The sequence below is a fragment of the Desulfoluna sp. CYM3A genome (genome assembly GCF_056829965.1).
On the sequence record NZ_CP186556.1, the window covers coordinates 5,338,653 to 5,357,648 of the forward strand.

The 18,996-nt window shown below is 59.6% G+C and carries 20 protein-coding genes and 2 tRNA genes; 16 read left to right on the forward strand and 6 right to left on the reverse strand.

Annotation, left to right across the window (positions count from 1 at the left end; translation table 11 throughout):
* Positions 1 to 7: 7 nt before the first annotated feature.
* Together ACOYW1_RS27000 and ACOYW1_RS27005 are read left to right on the forward strand one after the other, a co-directional pair.
* Positions 8 to 193: a hypothetical protein gene (locus ACOYW1_RS27000; RefSeq protein ID WP_482420426.1), complete on the forward strand. Its 186-nt coding sequence runs from the start codon at positions 8 to 10 to the stop codon at positions 191 to 193.
* Entirely contained in the window at positions 172 to 2,514 is a 2,343-nt protein-coding gene (locus ACOYW1_RS27005) for a bifunctional aconitate hydratase 2/2-methylisocitrate dehydratase (RefSeq protein ID WP_482420427.1), read from the forward strand. The genes ACOYW1_RS27000 and ACOYW1_RS27005 overlap by 22 nt, the downstream gene beginning before the upstream one ends.
* Positions 2,515 to 2,779: 265 nt before the next feature.
* Here the strand turns inward: ACOYW1_RS27005 and ACOYW1_RS27010 are convergent, their stop codons facing one another.
* On the reverse strand, positions 2,780 to 2,914 hold the full coding sequence (locus tag ACOYW1_RS27010; RefSeq protein WP_482420428.1) for a helix-turn-helix transcriptional regulator: 135 nt from the start codon (positions 2,912 to 2,914) through the stop codon (positions 2,780 to 2,782).
* Positions 2,915 to 3,358: 444 nt separating this feature from the next.
* On the opposite strand from ACOYW1_RS27010, the gene ACOYW1_RS27015 reads away from it, so the two are divergent.
* The 5 genes from ACOYW1_RS27015 to ACOYW1_RS27035 all read left to right on the forward strand — a co-directional run bounded on the left by ACOYW1_RS27015 (position 3,359) and on the right by ACOYW1_RS27035 (position 7,363).
* The gene (locus ACOYW1_RS27015; protein ID WP_482420429.1) at positions 3,359 to 4,069 is read left to right on the forward strand and encodes an MBL fold metallo-hydrolase; all 711 of its coding nucleotides are present in this window, start codon (positions 3,359 to 3,361) and stop codon (positions 4,067 to 4,069) included.
* A 94-nt stretch (positions 4,070 to 4,163) separates the two neighbouring features.
* Positions 4,164 to 4,295: a hypothetical protein gene (locus tag ACOYW1_RS27020; protein WP_482420430.1), complete on the forward strand. Its 132-nt coding sequence runs from the start codon at positions 4,164 to 4,166 to the stop codon at positions 4,293 to 4,295.
* 29 nt (positions 4,296 to 4,324) lie between these two features.
* Positions 4,325 to 4,843 carry an SDR family NAD(P)-dependent oxidoreductase gene (locus ACOYW1_RS27025; RefSeq protein ID WP_482420431.1) on the forward strand — a complete coding sequence of 173 codons (519 nt, stop codon included), beginning with the start codon at positions 4,325 to 4,327 and terminating at the stop codon, positions 4,841 to 4,843.
* Between the two features lie 953 nt (positions 4,844 to 5,796).
* On the forward strand, positions 5,797 to 6,285 hold the full coding sequence (locus tag ACOYW1_RS27030) for a helix-turn-helix domain-containing protein (RefSeq protein ID WP_482420432.1): 489 nt from the start codon (positions 5,797 to 5,799) through the stop codon (positions 6,283 to 6,285).
* An 823-nt stretch (positions 6,286 to 7,108) separates the two neighbouring features.
* Complete coding sequence (locus ACOYW1_RS27035) at positions 7,109 to 7,363, forward strand: hypothetical protein (RefSeq protein WP_482420433.1); 255 nt, start codon at positions 7,109 to 7,111, stop codon at positions 7,361 to 7,363.
* Between the two features lie 530 nt (positions 7,364 to 7,893).
* Here ACOYW1_RS27035 and ACOYW1_RS27040 read toward each other — a convergent pair.
* Positions 7,894 to 7,983 (reverse strand) — tRNA-Ser (locus ACOYW1_RS27040).
* Between the two features lie 8 nt (positions 7,984 to 7,991).
* Positions 7,992 to 8,079: transfer RNA gene (locus tag ACOYW1_RS27045), tRNA-Ser, on the reverse strand.
* Between the two features lie 371 nt (positions 8,080 to 8,450).
* Between ACOYW1_RS27045 and ACOYW1_RS27050 the strand changes: the two genes are divergently transcribed.
* From ACOYW1_RS27050 to ACOYW1_RS27090, 9 genes are all read left to right on the forward strand, one after another.
* A complete protein-coding gene (locus tag ACOYW1_RS27050) occupies positions 8,451 to 8,861 on the forward strand; it encodes a hypothetical protein (RefSeq protein ID WP_482418516.1) in 411 nt (136 codons plus the stop codon).
* 404 nt (positions 8,862 to 9,265) lie between these two features.
* The gene (argS, locus tag ACOYW1_RS27055) at positions 9,266 to 10,678 is read left to right on the forward strand and encodes an arginine--tRNA ligase (protein WP_482420434.1); all 1,413 of its coding nucleotides are present in this window, start codon (positions 9,266 to 9,268) and stop codon (positions 10,676 to 10,678) included.
* Positions 10,591 to 10,917 (forward strand): DALR anticodon-binding domain-containing protein, encoded by a 327-nt coding sequence (locus tag ACOYW1_RS27060; RefSeq protein ID WP_482423834.1) that lies wholly within the window; start codon positions 10,591 to 10,593, stop codon positions 10,915 to 10,917. The genes argS and ACOYW1_RS27060 overlap by 88 nt, the downstream gene beginning before the upstream one ends.
* 62 nt (positions 10,918 to 10,979) lie before the next feature.
* Positions 10,980 to 11,702, forward strand: coding sequence for an SPOR domain-containing protein (locus ACOYW1_RS27065; protein ID WP_482420435.1), 723 nt, complete (start codon positions 10,980 to 10,982; stop codon positions 11,700 to 11,702).
* Between the two features lie 80 nt (positions 11,703 to 11,782).
* Positions 11,783 to 12,070 (forward strand): Asp-tRNA(Asn)/Glu-tRNA(Gln) amidotransferase subunit GatC, encoded by a 288-nt coding sequence (gatC, locus tag ACOYW1_RS27070; RefSeq protein WP_482420436.1) that lies wholly within the window; start codon positions 11,783 to 11,785, stop codon positions 12,068 to 12,070.
* Positions 12,071 to 12,085: 15 nt separating this feature from the next.
* On the forward strand, positions 12,086 to 13,549 hold the full coding sequence (gene gatA / locus ACOYW1_RS27075; RefSeq protein WP_482420437.1) for an Asp-tRNA(Asn)/Glu-tRNA(Gln) amidotransferase subunit GatA: 1,464 nt from the start codon (positions 12,086 to 12,088) through the stop codon (positions 13,547 to 13,549).
* Between the two features lie 70 nt (positions 13,550 to 13,619).
* On the forward strand, positions 13,620 to 13,802 hold the full coding sequence (locus ACOYW1_RS27080) for a hypothetical protein (protein ID WP_482418521.1): 183 nt from the start codon (positions 13,620 to 13,622) through the stop codon (positions 13,800 to 13,802).
* 83 nt (positions 13,803 to 13,885) lie between these two features.
* Complete coding sequence (gene mutL, locus ACOYW1_RS27085) at positions 13,886 to 15,133, forward strand: DNA mismatch repair endonuclease MutL (RefSeq protein ID WP_482420438.1); 1,248 nt, start codon at positions 13,886 to 13,888, stop codon at positions 15,131 to 15,133.
* The gene (locus tag ACOYW1_RS27090; RefSeq protein WP_482420439.1) at positions 15,130 to 15,753 is read left to right on the forward strand and encodes a DNA mismatch repair MutL family protein; all 624 of its coding nucleotides are present in this window, start codon (positions 15,130 to 15,132) and stop codon (positions 15,751 to 15,753) included. The genes mutL and ACOYW1_RS27090 overlap by 4 nt, the downstream gene beginning before the upstream one ends.
* Before the next feature lie 95 nt (positions 15,754 to 15,848).
* On the opposite strand, the gene ACOYW1_RS27095 is transcribed toward ACOYW1_RS27090, so the two are convergent.
* The 3 genes from ACOYW1_RS27095 to ACOYW1_RS27105 form a co-directional block, all read right to left on the reverse strand.
* On the reverse strand, positions 15,849 to 16,049 hold the full coding sequence (locus tag ACOYW1_RS27095) for a cold-shock protein (protein ID WP_092215676.1): 201 nt from the start codon (positions 16,047 to 16,049) through the stop codon (positions 15,849 to 15,851).
* Between the two features lie 677 nt (positions 16,050 to 16,726).
* The gene (locus ACOYW1_RS27100; protein WP_482420440.1) at positions 16,727 to 18,079 is read right to left on the reverse strand and encodes a phosphomannomutase/phosphoglucomutase; all 1,353 of its coding nucleotides are present in this window, start codon (positions 18,077 to 18,079) and stop codon (positions 16,727 to 16,729) included.
* 67 nt (positions 18,080 to 18,146) lie between these two features.
* Positions 18,147 to 18,965, reverse strand: coding sequence for an undecaprenyl-diphosphate phosphatase (locus tag ACOYW1_RS27105; protein ID WP_482420441.1), 819 nt, complete (start codon positions 18,963 to 18,965; stop codon positions 18,147 to 18,149).
* Between the last annotated feature and the right edge of the window lie 31 nt (positions 18,966 to 18,996).

Here is an 18,996-nt window from a genome sequence, read left to right on the forward strand (position 1 = left end):
TGTGACGATGCTTACCGCATACAGACAAAGCGAGGCCCAACGGCAAGAGATGGGAATTCCCCCGAAACCCCTCACCGACGCCCAGGTGACAGCCCTGTGCGAGCTCCTTGCGGATCCCCCCGCAGGCCAGGAACAAGAGCTCCTGGACCTTCCCACCGGGTCCCCCCCGGCGTGGACCCGGCCGCAAAGGTGAAGGCAGAGTTTCTCGCAGCCCTTGCCCAAGGCGAGCAGAAAAGCCCCCTCATTGCCCCCAAAGAGGCCGTGGCCCTTCTGGGCACCATGGGGGGCGGCTACAACACCGGCGCCCTCTTTGACCTTCTGGCCCACCCCGAGCTGGGCACCCCGGCCGCCGACGCCCTGGCCCGCCTTGTCATCGTCCCGGACGTCTTCGACAAGGTGGTGGAGGCCGCCAAAAACCTGCCCGCAGCGGAGAAGGTCCTCTCGGCCTGGGCCGACGGCCTCTGGTTCACCGAGAAAAAGACCCTGCCCGAAGCCCTCACCGTGACGGTCTTTAAAGTGGACGGCGAGTGCAACACCGACGACTTCTCCCCGGCCGGAGAGGCCTGGAGCCGCCCGGACATCCCCTTGCACGCCCTGTCCATGCTCACCAGCCGCGACGAAAACGCCCTTGCCACCATCGAAGAGCTCAAGGCCAAGGGCCACCCCGTGGCCTTTGTGGGCGACGTGGTGGGCACCGGCTCCTCCCGCAAGTCCGCCACCAACTCCCTGCTCTGGCACATCGGCGACGAGATCCCCTTTGTCCCCAACAAGCGTGCAGGGGGCGTGGTTCTGGGCGGCAAGATCGCTCCCATCTTCTTCAACACCCTGGAAGACGCAGGGGCCCTGCCCGTGGAGTGTGACGTCACCGCCCTTGCCACCGGCCAGGTGGTCACCATCCGCCCCTACGAAGGCACCGTCACCGACGAAGCCGGCACCGTGCTCTCCCGCTTTGCCCTCAAAACCGAGGTGCTCTTTGACGAGGTGCAGGCCGGGGGACGCATTCCCCTCATCATCGGCCGTAACCTGACCGCCATGGCCAGAAAAGCCAAAGGGCTTGAGGAGAGCGACCTCTTCCGCGCCACCGCCGCCGACACGGGCAAAGGCTTTACTTTGGCCCAGAAGATCGTGGGCCGCGCCTGCGGCATGGACGGGGTCCGCCCCGGCACCTACTGCGAGCCCAAGATGACCACTGTGGGCTCCCAGGACACCACCGGCCCCATGACCCGGGATGAGCTCACCGAGCTGGCCTGCCTCTCCTTTGCCTCGGATCTGGTGATGCAGTCCTTCTGCCACACCGCCGCCTACCCCCGGCCCGTGGACATCGCCATGCACGACACCCTCCCCGGCTTCATGACCAGCCGCGGGGGCGTGGCCTTAAAGCCCGGCGACGGGGTGATCCACTCCTTTTTAAACCGCATGATCCTGCCCGACACCGTGGGCACCGGCGGCGACTCCCACACCCGTTTTCCCATGGGGATCAGCTTTCCGGCTGGATCCGGCCTGGTGGCCTTTGCCGCCGCCATGGGCCGCATGCCCCTGGACATGCCCGAGTCCGTGCTGGTGCGCTTTACCGGCACCCCCAAACCCGGCATCACCCTGCGGGACATCGTCAACGCCATTCCCCTTGCCGCCATTGAAAAGGGCCTGCTCACCGTGGCCAAAGAGGGCAAGAAGAACATCTTCTCCGGCCGCATCTTAGAGATCGAAGGGCTGGACCACCTCTCCGTGGACGAGGCCTTCGAGCTCACCGACGCCTCGGCCGAGCGCTCGGCAGCAGCCGCCACCATCCGCCTCTCCGAGGCCCAGGTGAGCCGCTACCTGCGCTCCAACGTGGCCCTCTTAAAGTCCATGGTGGCCCAAGGCTACGAAGCCAAAGCCACCTTAAAGGCCCGCATCGACGCCATGGAGGCCTGGCTCAACGCCCCGTCTCTCCTCACCGCCGACACCGATGCCGAGTACGCCGAGGTCATCGAGATCGACCTTGCCACCCTTACCGAGCCCATCCTCGCCTGCCCCAACGACCCCGACGACGTCAAGCGCCTCTCCGAGGTCACCGGCACCCCCATCGACGAGGTCTTCATCGGCTCCTGCATGACCCACATCGGCCACTTCAGGGCCGCCGCCGCCCTCCTCGAAGGAGACGGCGAAGTGCCCGTGCGCCTCTGGATGACCCCGCCCACGGTCATGGACAAAGACCAGCTCCGGCGCGAAGGCCTCTACAACCCTCGCGTTGTGCCGGCGCCCGCATGGAGATCCCCTGGCTGCTCCCTGTGCATGGGCAACCAGGCCCGCGTGGCCCCGAACACCACCGTGCTCTCCACCTCCACGCGCAACTTCCCCAACCGCATCGGCGACGGCGCCAATGTCTTTTTAGGCTCCGCCGAACTGGCCGCCGTCACCGCCCGCTTGGGCAAACTCCCCGACCCCGCCACCTACTTCACCGAGATGGCGGCCCTTGAAGGACGGGAAGGCGAGATCTACCGATTCATCGATCTCTCGGAGGACAAAGAATAAAAAAACCAGGGGATACATCCCCTGGACCCCAGGGTCGCACATGCTCCGGGGCTCGTCCCTCGTCCCTCTACATCTGCTGACGGGCTGCGCCCGTGGGACATTGCCCGCCATGGGCCGCCTTCGGTTAAAAAATCAAAGGGCCCTTTTCCTAAACGGGAAGGGGCCCTTTTTGATTGACGCTCTAAATACCCGGACAAAAACAGATCGTTTATACGGAACCGCCTCAAAACCCCGGCACAGCAGGCCTCTTAGGGGAAACCTGAACCTAGGCTTTAAACTCCCGGCCAAACTGAGACACCCTCTCACACCCCACCAGCTCCGCCGCATCCCCCACGCGGAGACCTTCCCGATCAATCAGGAGCCCTGCCTTGTTCAGGCGTGTTTTTTTCAAATATCGCAAGGGACTCTCTTCAGTCACCTGCTGAAACAAAGATATGTCGAAAAGTATCCGATTTCCGTGATTCTGTTTATTGAAGCCAGCCGCCTATCGACCTACAATCACATCAAATCGATACCATCAGCCCCATATGACGTCCCATGCCATGGGTCAACGCCATGCCGCTGATGTCACAACACACGCTTTCCATAAGGACGGAACATCCCGTATCCATAACAATTTTCCCGAAGGCGACTCTTCAGGCGAAAGCCCGGTTAAACGGGGCCCTTTTCATGACCTTGCTGGGCCTCACCGGGTGCACCCAGATCTGCAGCAAGCCCCTCGACATCAACCAGCTAACGCCCCCTGAAGAGTTCAGCCAGTACTCTGACGGGACATTTTTCAACCAGGAGGTAAACTCGCCTGGCAAAACCAGGGGGGTATGTTGGCACGCTCAAAGCCTATGTCTTGGGAAAGGAGACACGATTTCCCGAAACCGAGCCACCGTCTCACCCCCAGGCATCCGCAGAAGCCATCAAAAGGCAGGCCAGCGGTCTTCATGCCACCTGGGTGGGACACGCCACCGTGCTTCTTCAGGTAGACGGGCACACCATCCTCACCGACCCCATGTTCAGCAGGCGAACGTTTCCCCTTGTCGGTCCCAAGCGGTTCCTGGCGCGGCCCCCCATCACCATTGACCAGCTTCCCGACATCGACGTGGTCCTCATCTCCCACAACCACTACGATCACCTGGACAAGGCCAGCATCCGGCAATTGATCCCCAGGGTGGGGCATTTCATCGTGCCCTTAAAGGTGGCAAAAAACTTTCGGCCTGGGGTTTCCCCTTCGTCCATCAGCGAGCTGGCATGGTGGGATGAAATCTCCCCTGTGCCGGGCCTGACCCTCACCGCCACCCCGGCGCGTCACTTCTCCGGCCGGGGGCTCAGGGACGGCAACAAAACCCTCTGGGCTTCATGGGCCATCTCCGGCCCTGACCACTCGGTGTTTTTCAGTGGCGACTCAGGCTACACCTCGGCCTTTAAAGCCATCGGCGAAAAGCTGGGCCCCTTTGACCTCACCCTCATGGAATGCGGGGCCTACAGCCCATTCTGGCCCGACATCCACATGCAGCCTGAAGAGTCCGTTCAGGCCCACCGGCAGCGTCTTCAAGGCGGGTAATCGGTTCCCATCCACTCCGGCACCTTCAACCTTGCGATCCACGACTGGTTCGAGCCCATGGAGCGCGCCCTCAAGGCCGCAGGAAAAAAAGGGCGTGACCCTTGCCACCCCCATGGCCGGAGACACCGTGACCATCGGCAAGGCGCTGCCCCAAACAGCCTGGTGGAGGCCCAAGCAAGCACCCGGCCTTGCCAGTTCCACGGCTCTGGCAACCGAAACCGACTAAACATACCTACGCCGTAAAAAGAGGAAAAAATGAAAAAGTCAGAAAAGAACCCCTTCGGGCCCAAGGGCTGGACCCCTGAACGCCTGCCATCCCTGAAGGGAAAAACATACGTCATCACCGGTGCCAATGTCGGTGCGGGCTTTGAGGCAACGAAAGTCTTTGTCGGCAAAGGCGCAAAGGTGGTGATGCTGTGCCGCAATCCCCAAAAGGCCAAGACAGCCATCGCAAAGATCAAAGACCAGTTCCCTGCTGCAGATGTCTCTTTTATCCAACTGGACCTGGCCTCGCTGGACTCCGTCCGCCAAGCCGCAGAGACCGTCAACAAAGAGGTTCCCCGGATCGATGCCCTCATATGCAACGCGGCCATCGCCCAGGTGGCAAAGCAGGAGCTCACCGTGGATGGCTTTGAGAGCCAACTGGGGGTGAACCATTACGGGCACTTCCTCTTATGCGGACTCCTCTTTAACCATGTGGAAGCCTCCGGGGGACGCATCGTTGTCGTCGGGAGCCTGGGGTATCGGATGGGGCTCGAAGTGCATTCAATTTGAAGACCTTGACTTCAATAGCAACTACGTTCCCATGAATACGTACTCTCACAGCAAGCTGGCCCAGATGGTCTTTGCATACGAGTTGCAGCGACGTATCACAGACGCCGGGAACAGGTGCAGGTGTTGGTGTGCCATCCGGGGGCAGCCCGAACCACCCTGGCCCAGGAAGAAGCCAACCTGGCCACAAAAATACTGTTTAAAATCTTGTCTCCCTTTGCGCAATCCGCCCAAAAGGCTCGTGGCCCGAAGTCCTGTGCGCCACGGAAGAGGGCCTTGAGCCAGAAGCCTTTTATGGGCCCACAAAAAGGGGGAAATGGCCGGTCCCATCGGCACATGCAGGCTCCTTCCCCATGTGCTGGATCGCGGGGTGGCCGAAAAGCTATGGACCGTTTCTGAAGAGAAGACCGGCCTGGCATGGTCGCCATAGCAAAGCGCCAGGTTCAGGGTGCCCAGGCCATTGCAACCTTGAAAATTGCCAATGGGTCACACCAACGGTATGATGAGACGTAAAAGGTCCATGTGTCGGATGGTCACACAATAAAAGCGCAGGGATACGCGAGCCTTATGCAAAAAGTGCATTTCGGAAGTATTGCGGACTACCATACATTCTTCAACCTACCGGCCCCCGAGCACCCCATGCTCAGCGTGGTTACCGATGATGCCGCATGCGATGCGAGCCACCATGCATGCATTCCGTCGGAGCCCTTTGCCTTGTCCACGGATTTCTACTCCATCTCCCTGAAAACCCTTGTTTCCGGGGAGCTGCTCTACAGCCGAACCAAGTATGATTTCCAGAACGGAACCATGATCTTCACGGCTCCAAGGGCGAGAAGGTCGAGTTCGCACGAAACCTTGTGGTCAGCTCACAAAGTGCCACCATCTGTTTTCATGAGGATTTCATCGAAGGACACGCGATACGAAACCGTATTAAAAATTGCAGTTTCTATACACAATTGAACGAGGCCCTCCACCCTCTCCCCAGGGAAGAGCTGCTGGTTCAGTCCATCTTCAAGGTCGTGGAAGCGGAGTATCAAAACAACCAGGATGAATTCAGCAAAGAGATCATCCTCTCCCAAATCGACACCCTGCTGAAATACGCAAGCCGATTCTACAAACGCCAGTTTATCCACAGGTCGGATCTGTCAGGAAAGCTCCTTCGAAAATTCGAGACCAAGGTTGCCAACTACTTTGAGTCCCATCGTTTCCTGGAGGAGGGCCCCCCGAAACCCGCTGACATTGCCAGGGAAATGAAGGTGTCACGTCATTTAAGCGACACCTTAAAGGTGGAAACGGGAAAAACAGCCAAGGAACTGATCCAGCTCGCCCTCATTGATGAGGCAAAGGACCTGTTGCTCGAGCCTCAGCGCACCGTATCGGAAACCGCGTATCAGTTGGGGTTCAAGTACCATGTTCCCGAATGTTTAAAAAGAAGGTTGGCATGACGCCCTCTGAGTTCAGAAAACAGTATGCCGTTCATTAGCCCAAGACGGCGCTTACCCACGGCCGATACCCTGTCCTTGCCACCTGCTGAAAGCAACGGGGTAATCGTCCGTCAGCCAACACGTCGAGTAGAAACGAGTCGTGTGATTGGCAAAATACGAGGAGCAAGGGGAAAATCCACACCTCAGGTGGTTAAGTTCCTCTACCAGGAATTTACACATATTTGAAAAATGGCTGTTCAAAAACAGAAGAGAAGCAATCAGTAATTTAGACAGTCTCTACAAAACTTTTCGTCTGAAATGTTACCACTAAAGCCACATAAATTCTTCATAGAAATAAAATAGTTGATGAGCCTTGATCCTCTGTCATTAGTTAGTGTATTAGAAAGCTTTGCAATATCTCTTTTTATGTGATGTTCGCCTTTAAATTTATTTACTAATGACTGTTAATTAAGAGGTTTGAAATTGTCCAAGTTTTTTTTGAAAATTACGTTTTGTTTGTGTGTTGTGGGTTTAATATCAGGTTGTGGCGTAACTCACTATGTTAAAAAGGAAGGAACCCCTATTTCTGTAGCTGAAATACCTGCAGCAAGAAGTTTTGAGTATCTTCGCGGTGTAGCATCTGACTCAGTCCGACTCAAGGCATATCCAAATAATGTAAGTTGTTTAATTGTAGATTACAATGGCTCTGGAACTCTTAACTTATGCCTTGACGAAGTTCTTCTTATGAAACAAATGATCATGGACCTTGAAAAAGCCATTTCTTCAGTTCACAGGCGGAAAAAGTCGAAATCACAAAGCATCTTGACTACGTTTAGACAATAGCATGACAGTAAGTTCTTATGGACTTGCGCTGAACTTTGCTTCTATTGATGAAGGGAAAATATGGGGCTTGGAGATGACATTTTCATACTATAATGCCATGTCCCAATCATCCTTAAGTACAAGCGGTAGTTCTCCAGTAGTTAAAATGATTTTACCAGAATCTTCGGTTAAGATGTTGTTGGATTATTTGAAAAATAGCTCAACATACTATGAAAAAGCTAAGAACAATCAAGATAAACTTAATATGTTCCAGTAGATCATTAGATTAAAAAGAGACCACAAACTTAATCTATTTTAGATGCATTAAAGTTCAGAGATGCGTGTTTTAAGATTCACCGTCTAAAAATCTCCGGCTTTCATATTTAGGCCAGCATGTTAACCAGAACATGCTGGCCTTTTTCTTTTTCCGACAAAACTTAAAATGCCAACCTTGTAAGGTTGTCGCCATCATCGTAGATACACTCGCAACCGAAGACACATCCGAACTAAAAAAAAGACCAGAACCTTACTACATACTCAGACCAGCAAGGAATGAATCGATGCCATGCCACCCGTACAGAGGGATGAGTACATATACCGGCAGCCAAGACTTGCCCTGAAAGCCGTGGAATTGTCAAAGGGAAGCGAAAGGTATTCATGCGTAATTTGAGATGCAAGGGGAGAGAGCCTCCATTTGCCCTCGGAAAGCCCCACGTTTGGACCAAATGTGGTCTCCAGGAGGTTTTGGAACCTCCAAAAACAAAGAGCCCGAGCGAGTTCACCTTGTTGGGGCTTTATAAGCGATGGTGGCGGAGAAAGAGAGATTCGAACTCTCGATGGGCGTTAACCCATACGCCCTTAGCAGGGGCGCGCCTTCAGCCACTCGGCCATTTCTCCGCATCATTTGGCGGAGGAGGTAGGATTCGAACCCACGGAGCTTTGACACTCAACGGTTTTCAAGACCGCCGCCTTCGACCACTCGGCCACTCCTCCACTCAAATTCACTCGGACTAATTACCATTAGATCCGGCAGAGGTCAACAGCTTTGTTGGACTATTTCCCCCAAAGGGAAAACAGCCCGGAACCAGCCCCCAAAACCCCTGATCCCTTCTGTGTGTTGACATCGAAAGATTTTCGCTTATTATTATGAACTGATGACCCCCCGAGGGGCCCACCTGGGACCCTGGCGGGTTTTGCCTATCGCCGCGGCTAAAATGTCGGGGGAAGCCCCCGCAGATGGTAAGCCCGGCGTTTTTTCTGGGGCCAGCCCATACCCAAAGCAAGGGCCCCACCTTATATGATAAAGAGTCTGTACCTTCTGTCCCGACGGCACGCCGGGCGGAACAACCATTCGGAGATAAACCATGGATCAAAAGTACGTCGTTGACAAGGACCTTGAAGCAGGCACCCTGACCCTAAAGGAGATGGCCGAGACCGATGTGGGCAAATTCAGCGTTCTCCACCAGGAGAGCTTTCCCCTGGAGGTCGTGGAGGCTGCCCTGCCCGGGGGTGCCGACGCCCTCATCGCCATGTTCCGCAACCACGACTTCTTCCCCCCCGCCTTCTCCGCCAACACCCTGGCCGAGGGGATCCTCTCCATGTTCGGGGCAGACGAGAAAACCACCGTCAAGATCGCCTTTTGCGACAACGACGCCCTGGAAAGCGCCCAGGAAGAGCCCCAGGAGGCCCTGGTCACCGACGAAAAAGAGCTGGTGGAGATCGACAAGCTCTTAGACGACACCGACGAGACCAGCACCCCCGAAGTGGAGCCGTGATCCGATTTTAAAGAGAAAAAAGGGCCGGGACTTCCGCGGCCCTTTTTTTATGGGCACGCCCAAGGGGCCTCCGCGCCTTGACTTGCGGGGGAAAACTATTTATTACATAATGTTCTTTTAAAATGGGGCTTTTGGCATGGCGTTTACGCCCGGCCGCACCCAAGCGCAAGCCCCCCTGAAAGCCGGGTGACCCCTTGGCGTGCCGAGCCGGCACCCGTATCGACATGAAAAAGGCTGCCCAGGGCAGCCCGCCCGCGCAGGACGACCCACCCCATGGCGACCTCAATTTCCAGACAAGGTGCGGCCACACGGTGTTTTGGCAAGCACGCCTCGGTTGTGTTGGGGTTTCCCCGGACCTTATGGCTGTGCCAGGCCGTCATGAACCCTAACGTAAAGCAGATCCGATGAAGCAGACAATAAAGACGTTGATCGAACAGGCCGCCCGTGCGGCTTTTGAAAAGGGGGCCTTGTCCTCCGATGCCTTCCCCCCCTTCACCGTGGAAGAGCCCAAGGTGGAGAGCCAGGGTGACTTTGCCACCAACATCGCCATGGTCATGGCCAAGGCCCAGAAGATGGCCCCCCGGAAAATCGCCGAGGCCCTGGTGGCCGAGATGGCCCTTGCCGGCAGCATCGTGGACAAGGTGGAGATTGCCGGCCCCGGCTTTATCAACCTCTTCCTGAACAAGGGCGCCTGGCTTGATGCCGTCACCCGCGTGGAAGACAAGGGCGACACCTACGGTGCCTCCACCCTGGGAGAAGGCAAAAAGGTAATGGTGGAGTTTGTCAGCGCCAACCCCACGGGCCCCCTTCATGTGGGCCACGGCCGCGGCGCAGCCGTGGGCGACAGCACGGCCCGCATTCTCTCTTTTGCAGGCTTTGATGTGGACAAGGAGTACTACATCAACGACTCCGGTCGCCAGATCCGCACCCTGGGCCTCTCCCTGTTCCTGCGCTACAAAGAGCTCTGCGGAAACCCCGTGGACTTTCCCGAGGACTGCTACCAGGGCGCCTACATCATCGACATGGCCCAAGGGGTCAAGGCCGACAAAGGCGACTCCCTTCTGGCGCTGCCCGAAGACGAGGCCGTGCTCCTCTGCGCCCGCCACGCCGCCTCCCTGATCCTGGAAGGCATCAAGACCGACCTGGAGGCCTTTGGCGTCCCCTTTGACTGCTGGTTCAGCGAGCAGAGCCTCTACGACAACGGCCTGGTTCCCGAGACCATCGAGACCCTCAAGGCCAAGGGCACCCTCTACGAAAACGACGGGGCTCTCTGGTTCAAGACCTCGGAGTACGGAGACGAAAAAGACCGCGTCGTGGTGCGAAGCAACGGGCAGACCACCTACTTTGCCTCGGACATCGCCTACCACATGAACAAGTTCGACCGCGGCTACCAGCGCCTCATCGATGTGTGGGGGGCCGACCACCACGGCTACATCCCCCGCATCAACGCCTCCATCACCGCCACCGGGCACAACAAGGACGATTTTGACGTCATCCTCGTCCAGCTGGTGAACCTTCTGCGCGGGGGCGAACCTCGCCAGCTGCTCCAGGCGGACTCGACGCCTCAAGGACGTGGCGCAGCCAGGTGGCGCTGCCCTGCTGCTTCATTTTCTTCCTCTCCCGCCACTACGACAGCCCCCTGGATTTTGACCTGGAGCTGGCCAAGAAGAAGACCAACGACAACCCGGTCTTCTACGTGCAGTACGTCCACGCCCGCATCTCCAGCATCCTGGAGAAGGCCAAAGCAGAGCGGGGCCTCACCGTGTCGGCCGCACCCATGGAGAGCCTCACCCAGCCCGAGGAGATCGCCCTCATGAAGGCGATGCTCCGCTTCCCCGAGGTGGTGGAGACCGCGGCCAAGCTCATGGAGCCCCACCGCATCTCCTACTACCTCATGGACCTGGCCTCGGCCTTCCACAGCTACTACAACAAGCACAAGGTCCTCACCGACGACGCCGTGCTTTCTGCCGCCCGCCTGAGGCTGGTGGCCTCGGTGCGCCAGGTGATCAAGACCGGCCTGGCCCTTCTGGGTGTGTCGGCACCGGAGAAGATGTAACGTGACTTAAAGGCCCCGGCATCTGCCGGGGCCTTTTCGGACCAACAACCCTTGAGGGAACCATGGCAAACGCGGCAAAGGCAAAACCCAAAGCCCGCCCCCCCTTCATCACCCTGAGCAGCCGGGAGACCCTGGGCTGGAGCACGGCCCTTTTTCTCCTCTTCGGCTGGCTCTTCTTCCTGGGGGTGCTGGTGGGCCGCGGCAGCATCGAGGTGGAGCTCATCCCCACGGCGGTGCAGCGGGAGCTGGCCGTGATCCCGGACAAGCAGGCCATCCCCCAGCCCGACAAGGAGACGTTGCCCCCGGAGGCCGTCCCCCCGGATGTGCCCCTCTCCTTTTACACCGAGGTCAAGCAGAGCGAAGAGGCCATCACCAAATCCAGCCGGATGACCAAGGCCGACAAAACCGTGCTGGCCCCGGGACAGGCGGCGGTTCCCCTTGCGAGCCCCGCCCCCCCGAAGCCAAAGGCAACGGCAGTCAAGGCCCCCGCTCCGCCCCCTGCGGTGGTAGCACCGGCCCCGAAGAAAGCGTCGCCCTCCATGGCCCCGCCCACCTCCGGGTACACCATTCAGGTGGCGGCCCACATTAAGGAGACGGCCGCCGAGGCCGAGGCCCAAACCCTTCGCGAAAAAGGGCTCTCCGCTTACGTCATGGCGGCAAAAAACAGCAAGGGCCAGACCTGGTACCGGGTGCGCGTGGGGCATTTTACCCAGCGCGACCAGGCCAAAGAAGAGCTCACGCGCCTCGCCCGACTCAAACGCAAGGCCTATGTCGTCAAGCTGTAGAAAGGGCCGCGCGGCAACACCGATATGACAGGTCCGGCAAAGGGAGCTCCCTGCAGCCGGGCCGGACAAAGGAATCCGATATGAAGATCACGAAAGAAGAGGTCCTCTACGTGGCCAACCTGGCCCGACTCAACGTGGACGACAAAGACGTGGAGAAGCTGGCCGCAGAGATCGGGGACATTCTCTCCTATGTGGACACCCTTGAGAAAGCCGACACCGACGGCGTGGAGCCCACCACCCACGCCATCGACCTGACCAACGCCTTCAGGGAGGATGTGGTGCACACCCACCCCGGCGCGGAGGTGACCCTTGCCAACGCACCGGACAAGGAAGATGCGATGTTTGTGGTTCCCAAGGTGGTGGGTTAGATGAAAGGAGAGGCAATGTCACTGCAAGAGATGACCCTGACCGAAGCCCACGGGCTTCTTCGAGATAAAAAGGCAAGCTCCCGGGAACTCACCGAGGCCGTGCTCTCCCGCATTGAGGCCGTGGACGCAAAGGTGGGCGCTTACATCACCGTGGACAAAGAGGGCGCCTTAAAACAGGCCGACGAAGCCGACGCCCGCCTGGCCAACGGGGACGCCCATCCCTTAACCGGCCTGCCCGTGGGCCTGAAAGACCTGCTCTGCACCGAAGGGGTGAAGACCACCTGCGCCTCCAAGATGCTGGAAAACTTTGTGCCCACCTACGACGCCACGGTGGTGACCCGCCTCAAAGAGGCCGGAGCGGTCTTTCCCGGCAAGCTCAACATGGACGAGTTTGCCATGGGCTCCACCACCGAACACTCCGCCCTTCAGGCCACCCGCAACCCCTGGGACCTCACCCGCTTTCCCGGCGGCTCCAGCGGGGGCTCTGCCGCGGCCGTGGCAGCCGACCTCTGCCTGGCTTCCCTGGGCAGCGACACCGGGGGCTCCATCCGGCAGCCCGCCTCCCACTGCGGCATCGTGGGCATGAAACCCACCTACGGACGGGTCTCCCGCTACGGGCTGGTGGCCTTTGCCTCCTCGTTGGACCAGATCGGCCCCATGACCAAGACCGTGGAGGACTGCGCCTTGATGATGGAGGCCATCAGCGGCCATGACCCCAAGGACTCTACCTCCGTGCCCAAAGATTTCCGCCAGCTCATGAAAGAGGGGGAAGACAAGGGCCTGGCCGGCATGACCGTGGGCATCCCCGCCGAGTACTGGGAAGCCGACGGGGTGGACGCAGACGTCATGAAGGCGGTCACTGAAGCCAAGGCCACCCTGGAATCCCTGGGAGCGCGCTGCGTGCCCGTCTCCCTGCCCCACACCGAGTACGCCGTGGCCGCCTACTACGTCATCGCCCCGTCCGAGGCGAGCTCCAACCTCGCCCGCTACGACGGGATCCGCTACGGCATGAGCGAGCGCAACGACGAGGGCCTCCTCTCCATCTACAAGACCACCCGGTCCGAAGGTTTCGGGGACGAGGTGAAGCGCCGCATCATCATCGGCACCTACGCCCTCTCCTCGGGCTACTACGAGGCCTACTACAAAAAAGCCTCCCAGGTGCGTACCCTCATCCTGGAAGACTTCAAAAAGGCCTTTTCCACCTGCGATTTCATCATCTCGCCGGCAGCGCCCACGGCCGCAGGGATCATCGGCGAAGGCGCCGACGACCCCTTGAAGATGTACCTCTCGGACATCTTCACCCTCTCGGCCAACCTTGCCGGCATCCCCGGCATGAGCGTGCCCTGCGGATTCACCGGCGACGGCCTTCCCGTGGGCCTGCAGCTCCTGGGGCGGCACTTTGACGAAGCCACCCTCCTCAAGGCAGCCTGGCACTTTGAGCGGGCCGCAGGCCTTGTGGGCAGGCGTCCGGCCCTTTAACCCCCCACACCGGGGCCTTGAGGGGGCGTGTTCCCCTTGCGGCCCCCAGCACCCCTTCCGGGAGGCGTCCATGTCTGTTGTTCCGCTTAGCGACCGAATGAAAAAGGCCCTCTCCTGGGCCGTGGAAGAGAAGAAGGACCATCCGGACAAAGGCCGCCTCGCCCTGGTGGACGAGGCCGGCATGCGGTTCAACCTCTCTCCTGCCGAGTCGGACACCCTGGCCCGGCTCCTGGCCGACGCCCCCCGGACGTAACCGAAACACCAAGGGGGCGGCCCTTTCCCATGGGGCCCGCCCTTTATGGCGCCGGGCCCCCCGGTGCCTTCTGGAGCCCCCCTATGAGCAAGGTTCGCATCCTCCCGGATATCCTCTCCAACAAAATCGCCGCAGGCGAGGTGGTGGAACGGCCCGCCTCCGTGGTCAAGGAGCTGGTGGAAAACGCCCTGGACGCCAAGAGCCGCTCCATTTCCATCGATGTGGAAAAGGGAGGCAGGCGCCTCATCCGCGTGGCAGACGACGGCTGCGGCATGGCCGCCGACGACGCCATGCTCGCCATCGAGCGCTACGCCACCAGCAAGATTTACACGGACGAGGACCTCTTCAATATCTCCACCCTGGGCTTCCGCGGAGAGGCCCTGCCCAGCATCGCCTCGGTCTCCAAGTTCTCCCTCACCACCCGGGCCCAGGACCTGGACGTGGGCTGCACCGTGGAGATGGAAGGGGGCAAGGTGACCAAGGTCTCGGAAACCGGGGCCCCCAAGGGCACCCTCATCTCCGTGGCCCACCTCTTCTTCAACACCCCGGCCCGACGAAAATTCCTCAAAGGGGAGGGTACGGAGATGGGCCACATCGCCGACACGGTGTCGGCCATTGCCCTGGCCTGGCCCCAGGTGCGCTTTCGCCTCACCCACAACGGCAAGGCGGTCAAGAGCTGGCCGGCCACCGAGGAGCTGCGCCAGCGGGTGGAAGAGGTGCTGGGCCGCGACGTCCGGGGTCACCTGGCCGAGGTCTCCCTCACCCGGGGGGAGCTCACCGTCAGCGGGTTTGTCTCCTCCCCGGAGGTGACCCGCAGCACCACCCAGAAGATCTTTCTCTATGTCAACGGACGGCCTGTCAAAGACCGGGTGGTCCTCAACTCCCTGCTCTCGGGCTACAGGCCCCGCCTCATGAAGGGCCGCTTTCCCATGGGCATGCTCTCCATCACCCTGCCCTGCGACTGGGTGGACGTCAACGTGCACCCGGCCAAAAATGAGGTACGCTTTAGGGATGCCTCCTCCGTGGGGCTGGCCGTGGAAGACGGGGTCAAGGAGGCCCTGGCCCAGGCCGAAGCCGCCTCCCGGCAGTTCGGCAGCGGACGGCCCGCCGCCGGCTTTGCCCCGAGCACTCCGCCGTCCATGCCCATGCCAAGGCGGGATGACCTCGACGTCCGGGTGGCCGAGCCCAGTGCCCTGTTTGTGGAAGAGCCCGCCGCCCCGGAGCTGTGCTCCCCCTCTGCCGCCGGGAAGAGGCGGACGCCGAGCCCCTCTACGTTCCGGCAGAACCCACAGCCCCCACAGAGCCCCTCCCCCATGTCCCGGAAGAGGTGACGGAGCCCTCGGAACCCGCCCCCCTCCCCCCCACAGGGGACCACGCCGGGCAGTTCGCACACCTTCGGATCATCGGGCAGTACGCCGACACCTACATCCTCTGCGATGCCGGGGACGGCCTCATCCTCATCGACCAGCACGCCGCCCACGAACGGGTGGTGTTCGAGCAGCTCAAGGGCCAGGGGAGCGTTCTCTCCCAGCGCCTGCTGGTACCTGAAACCGTGGAGCTGGGCTTTCGGGAGGCCGATGCCCTCACCGGCATCCTCGAGGAGCTGGCCCGGTTCGGCCTGGAGGTGGAACCCTTCGGGGGCACCACCTTTGTGGTGAAATCCGTTCCCGCCATGCTGGCTGCCGACGGCATGGCCCGGCTCATCAGCGAAATCGCCGAAAACATGGTGCGCATGGGCCAGCGGGACACCCTGGAGCGGTGCCTGGACGAGTGCCTCATCCTCATGGCCTGCCACGGGGCCATCCGGGCGGGCCAGGCCCTCTCCACCAAGGAGGTCCACCGCCTCCTCACCGAGCTGGACGCCTGCCGGGACCCGTCCTTCTGCCCCCACGGCCGCCCCACCTGGATCCGCTGGAGCACCGGGAGCCTGGAACGCGCTTTCAAGCGATAGCCCCACCGCCAAAACAAAAAAAGGGGCCTGCACCGCCACTCTCTCATCGCGGTACAGGCCCCTCTTGGAGTCGATTGTCCTTATTTTGTCATGTGCTACAGCCGCATGACGCTTTTTGCAGCACACCCTCGATCGCTCTCTTCAAGCTCAAAGGAGACCCTCTCCCCCTCCGACAGGGTACGGAACCCCGGCATGTCGATGGAGCTATGGTGAACAAACACGTCGGATCCATCTTCCCGTTCAATGAACCCGTACCCCTTCTTGTCGCTGAACCATTTTACTGTTCCTTCTGCCAAAACACCTTCCTCCTTGTTATGGTTGACTCACGACGCTTTCGGCCAGAACTCCAAAAGCGCTTTTTTATCTATCCCGCCTGCCGAAATATACCAGGGGACCCGTAAACAAAGCGATCCACCATGATATCGGCAAGGGGAATGTGTATGCGGTGTCGGTGGTTGGAAGTGGTATCAAACAAGCTATCTTGAAAAGAGGCGCTGGGCGACAGCTACCCGCGATGTTCAGCATGAAGACTGATGGCCGGGTGTCGTGAACGTTTGCTCCGAAATCGCATGCTGCGGATACGACAAAGGGGCCTTGCTTTTGAGGAGGGGGGGCACCCTTCAGTTTACTTTCGGGAAATCAGAATCTATAGAAATTGTCTTGTGGTCGTGTGCGAATCTCGGGTATTCCTCTTTACGCTACTTTTATGTGTCTTTAACATGGGTTACCGATCTTAATCAAGCAAAAAATCTCAAAAAGTCAATACGGTATAGCAATGGGCGATATAGAAACACATCATATTGATATGGATTTACCAATTTTTGCCATATGTTGTTGTTTTTCATGGTTTGCGAAATGACCATTCTATTTCGCGAAAAAAGAGGAAAACGGAGAATTTCCAATGAAGCCATCCCTTGGATCCCCCGGAGCCCAGCCCCCGGCCATAAACGGCCAGGGGCATTGAAAAACGGGCTTATCCGGCGGCGATGATCTCCTCCAGGGCCCCTTCAATCTCGGAACGGATAACCCCCAGCCGCTCTTCGCTCAGGGCTTCAAAACGCAGCACCAGGGCGGGCTGGGTGTTGGAGGCACGCACCAGCCCCCAGCCGTCGTCGTAGAGCACCCGGGCCCCGTCCACATCGATGACGGTGTGGGAGGCCACAAACCGGTCTTTCAGTTTCCCGGCAATGGAGAACTTCACCTCATCGGGGCACTCGCGACGAATCTCCGGGGTGGTGTAGGTCTTGGGCAGATCGGAAAGAAGGGAGGAGAGGGGCTTGCCCTGGTCGGCCACGATCTCCAGGAGGCGCAGGGTGGCGTAGAGGGCGTCGTCGTAGCCGAAGTAGCGGTCGGCAAAGAAGATGTGGCCGCTCATCTCACCGGCCAGCTCGGCCTTGGTCTCCTTCATCTTCTGCTTGATGAGGGAATGGCCGGTCTTCCACATGATGGCGTTGCCGCCCCTGGCGCGGATATCGTCGTACATCACCTGGGAGCACTTCACCTCGGAGATAAAGGTGGCACCGGGCTTTCTGCCCAGGATCTCCCGGGCAAACAGCACCATGAGCTGGTCCCCGTAGATGATGGCCCCGGTTTCGTCCACCACGCCGATGCGGTCGCCGTCCCCGTCGTAGCCGATGCCCAGGTCGAGCTTCTTCTCCCGGACCAGCTCCACAAGATCGGAGAGGTTGGCGAGCACCGTGGGGTCGGCCTCATGGTTGGGAAAAGTGCCGTCCATCTCGCAGTAAAGGGGGTGCACCTCGAGGTCAAACCGGTCCAAAAGGGGCAGGGCGATGGGGCCGGCAGATCCGTTGCCCGCGTCCACCCCCACCTTCAGGGGACGGGAGAGGGAGACCCGCTCGGAGAGTTCTTTAAGGTAAGGGGTCAGTATGTCGATGGCCTGACGCGTGCCCTCCCCATGGGCAAAATCTTCGGCATCGATGAGGTCCCGAAGGGCCAGGATCTCCTTGCCGTGGATGGAGTCGGTGCCGCAGCAGAGCTTGAAGCCGTTGTACTCGGGTGGGTTGTGGCTGGCCGTGACCATCACGCCCCCTTCCAGGCCCAGGTGATGGATGGAAAAGTAGAGAACGGGCGTGGCGCAGTACCCCAGCTCCGTCACGTCGCAGCCCGTTGAGAGCAGCCCTTGGATCACCTCCTCGGTGTAGAGATCGGAGGTGGTCCGGCAATCCTTGCCCACGGCGACCCGGGTCTTGCCCTTCCCCTTGAGGTAGGTCCCCACGGCCTTGCCGATGCGCCGGGCGTCGTCTTCGTTAAAATCCTCACCAGCCACACCACGGATATCGTATTCTCTGAAAATAGTCGGGTTCATGGTCACTCCTCAAGCAATGGTTGTGCGTTGGTCATGAAAAAAAATCAGGTGAAAGGGGCCTGCCGGATCACCATCCCACCACCAGGGCGGCAACCCCCACAACAAGACAGTAGGGGGCAAACACGTGAAGCTTTCCCCTCCCCACGATGTAGACAAGAAAGCGAAGGGCCAGATAGCCTGTAACAGCGGCCATGGCCGTGCCGGAAAGGATCACCCACCAGGGTGGCAGAACCGTGGACGAAATGTCCAGGATCGCCAGAAGGCTGGCTCCGACGATGGCCGGAATGGACAGGAGAAAGGAGAAGCGGGCGGCCCGCTCCCGGCTTCCTCCCATGAAAAGGGCCAGGGCAATGGTGGAGCCGGAGCGCGAAAGGCCCGGCAGCACGGCCATGCCCTGGATCAGGCCGATGAGAAGGGCTTTGGGCAGGGTGATCTTCCGGTCCCCCTCCATGGGAATCAGGGCCGTGGCTGACAGGAGCAGGGCGGTGATGCAGAGCATCCCCCCCACAACCAGCAGGGAGGAGAAAATGACGTGGGAGTGCTCCTTGATGATCACCCCCAGCACCGCCGTGGGAACGCTCCCGGCCAGAATCAGGCCTACCATGGCAAGCTCAGAGCGCTCTTCAGGCGACAGGCTCCCCAGCTTTCCCCGGCAGGCCACGGCAGCCAGTATCGCCTGGCCGAGGGCCGCGATATCCCGGCGAAAAAAGAAGCACACCGCCCCCAGGGTGCCTAAGTGCAGGCAGATATCGAAGAAGAGTTCCGGCTCCTCAAGGCCGAAAAAGCGCTGAAACAAAACGAGGTGACCGGAGCTGCTCACCGGAAGAAACTCGGTGAGCCCTTGAATAAACCCTAAAAAAAGCGAATGAAAAAGTCCCAAAGCCATGCCTTTTGATCTGGCCCCCTGCCCGTATGAT

Excerpts from the sequence above, each read along its gene's own strand:
- ACOYW1_RS27025 (WP_482420431.1), top strand. The coding sequence starts at position 4,325 with ATGAAAAAGTCAGAAAAGAACCCCTTCGGGCCCAAGGGCTGGACCCCT.
- ACOYW1_RS27050 (WP_482418516.1), top strand. The coding sequence starts at position 8,451 with ATGGATCAAAAGTACGTCGTTGACAAGGACCTTGAAGCAGGCACCCTG.
- ACOYW1_RS27080 (WP_482418521.1), top strand. The coding sequence starts at position 13,620 with ATGTCTGTTGTTCCGCTTAGCGACCGAATGAAAAAGGCCCTCTCCTGG.
- ACOYW1_RS27065 (WP_482420435.1), top strand. The coding sequence starts at position 10,980 with ATGGCAAACGCGGCAAAGGCAAAACCCAAAGCCCGCCCCCCCTTCATC.
- gatA (WP_482420437.1), top strand. The coding sequence starts at position 12,086 with ATGTCACTGCAAGAGATGACCCTGACCGAAGCCCACGGGCTTCTTCGA.
- gatC (WP_482420436.1), top strand. The coding sequence starts at position 11,783 with ATGAAGATCACGAAAGAAGAGGTCCTCTACGTGGCCAACCTGGCCCGA.
- ACOYW1_RS27100 (WP_482420440.1), bottom strand. The coding sequence starts at position 18,079 with ATGAACCCGACTATTTTCAGAGAATACGATATCCGTGGTGTGGCTGGT.
- mutL (WP_482420438.1), top strand. The coding sequence starts at position 13,886 with ATGAGCAAGGTTCGCATCCTCCCGGATATCCTCTCCAACAAAATCGCC.
- ACOYW1_RS27000 (WP_482420426.1), top strand. The coding sequence starts at position 8 with ATGCTTACCGCATACAGACAAAGCGAGGCCCAACGGCAAGAGATGGGA.
- argS (WP_482420434.1), top strand. The coding sequence starts at position 9,266 with ATGAAGCAGACAATAAAGACGTTGATCGAACAGGCCGCCCGTGCGGCT.
- ACOYW1_RS27105 (WP_482420441.1), bottom strand. The coding sequence starts at position 18,965 with ATGGCTTTGGGACTTTTTCATTCGCTTTTTTTAGGGTTTATTCAAGGG.
- ACOYW1_RS27035 (WP_482420433.1), top strand. The coding sequence starts at position 7,109 with ATGACAGTAAGTTCTTATGGACTTGCGCTGAACTTTGCTTCTATTGAT.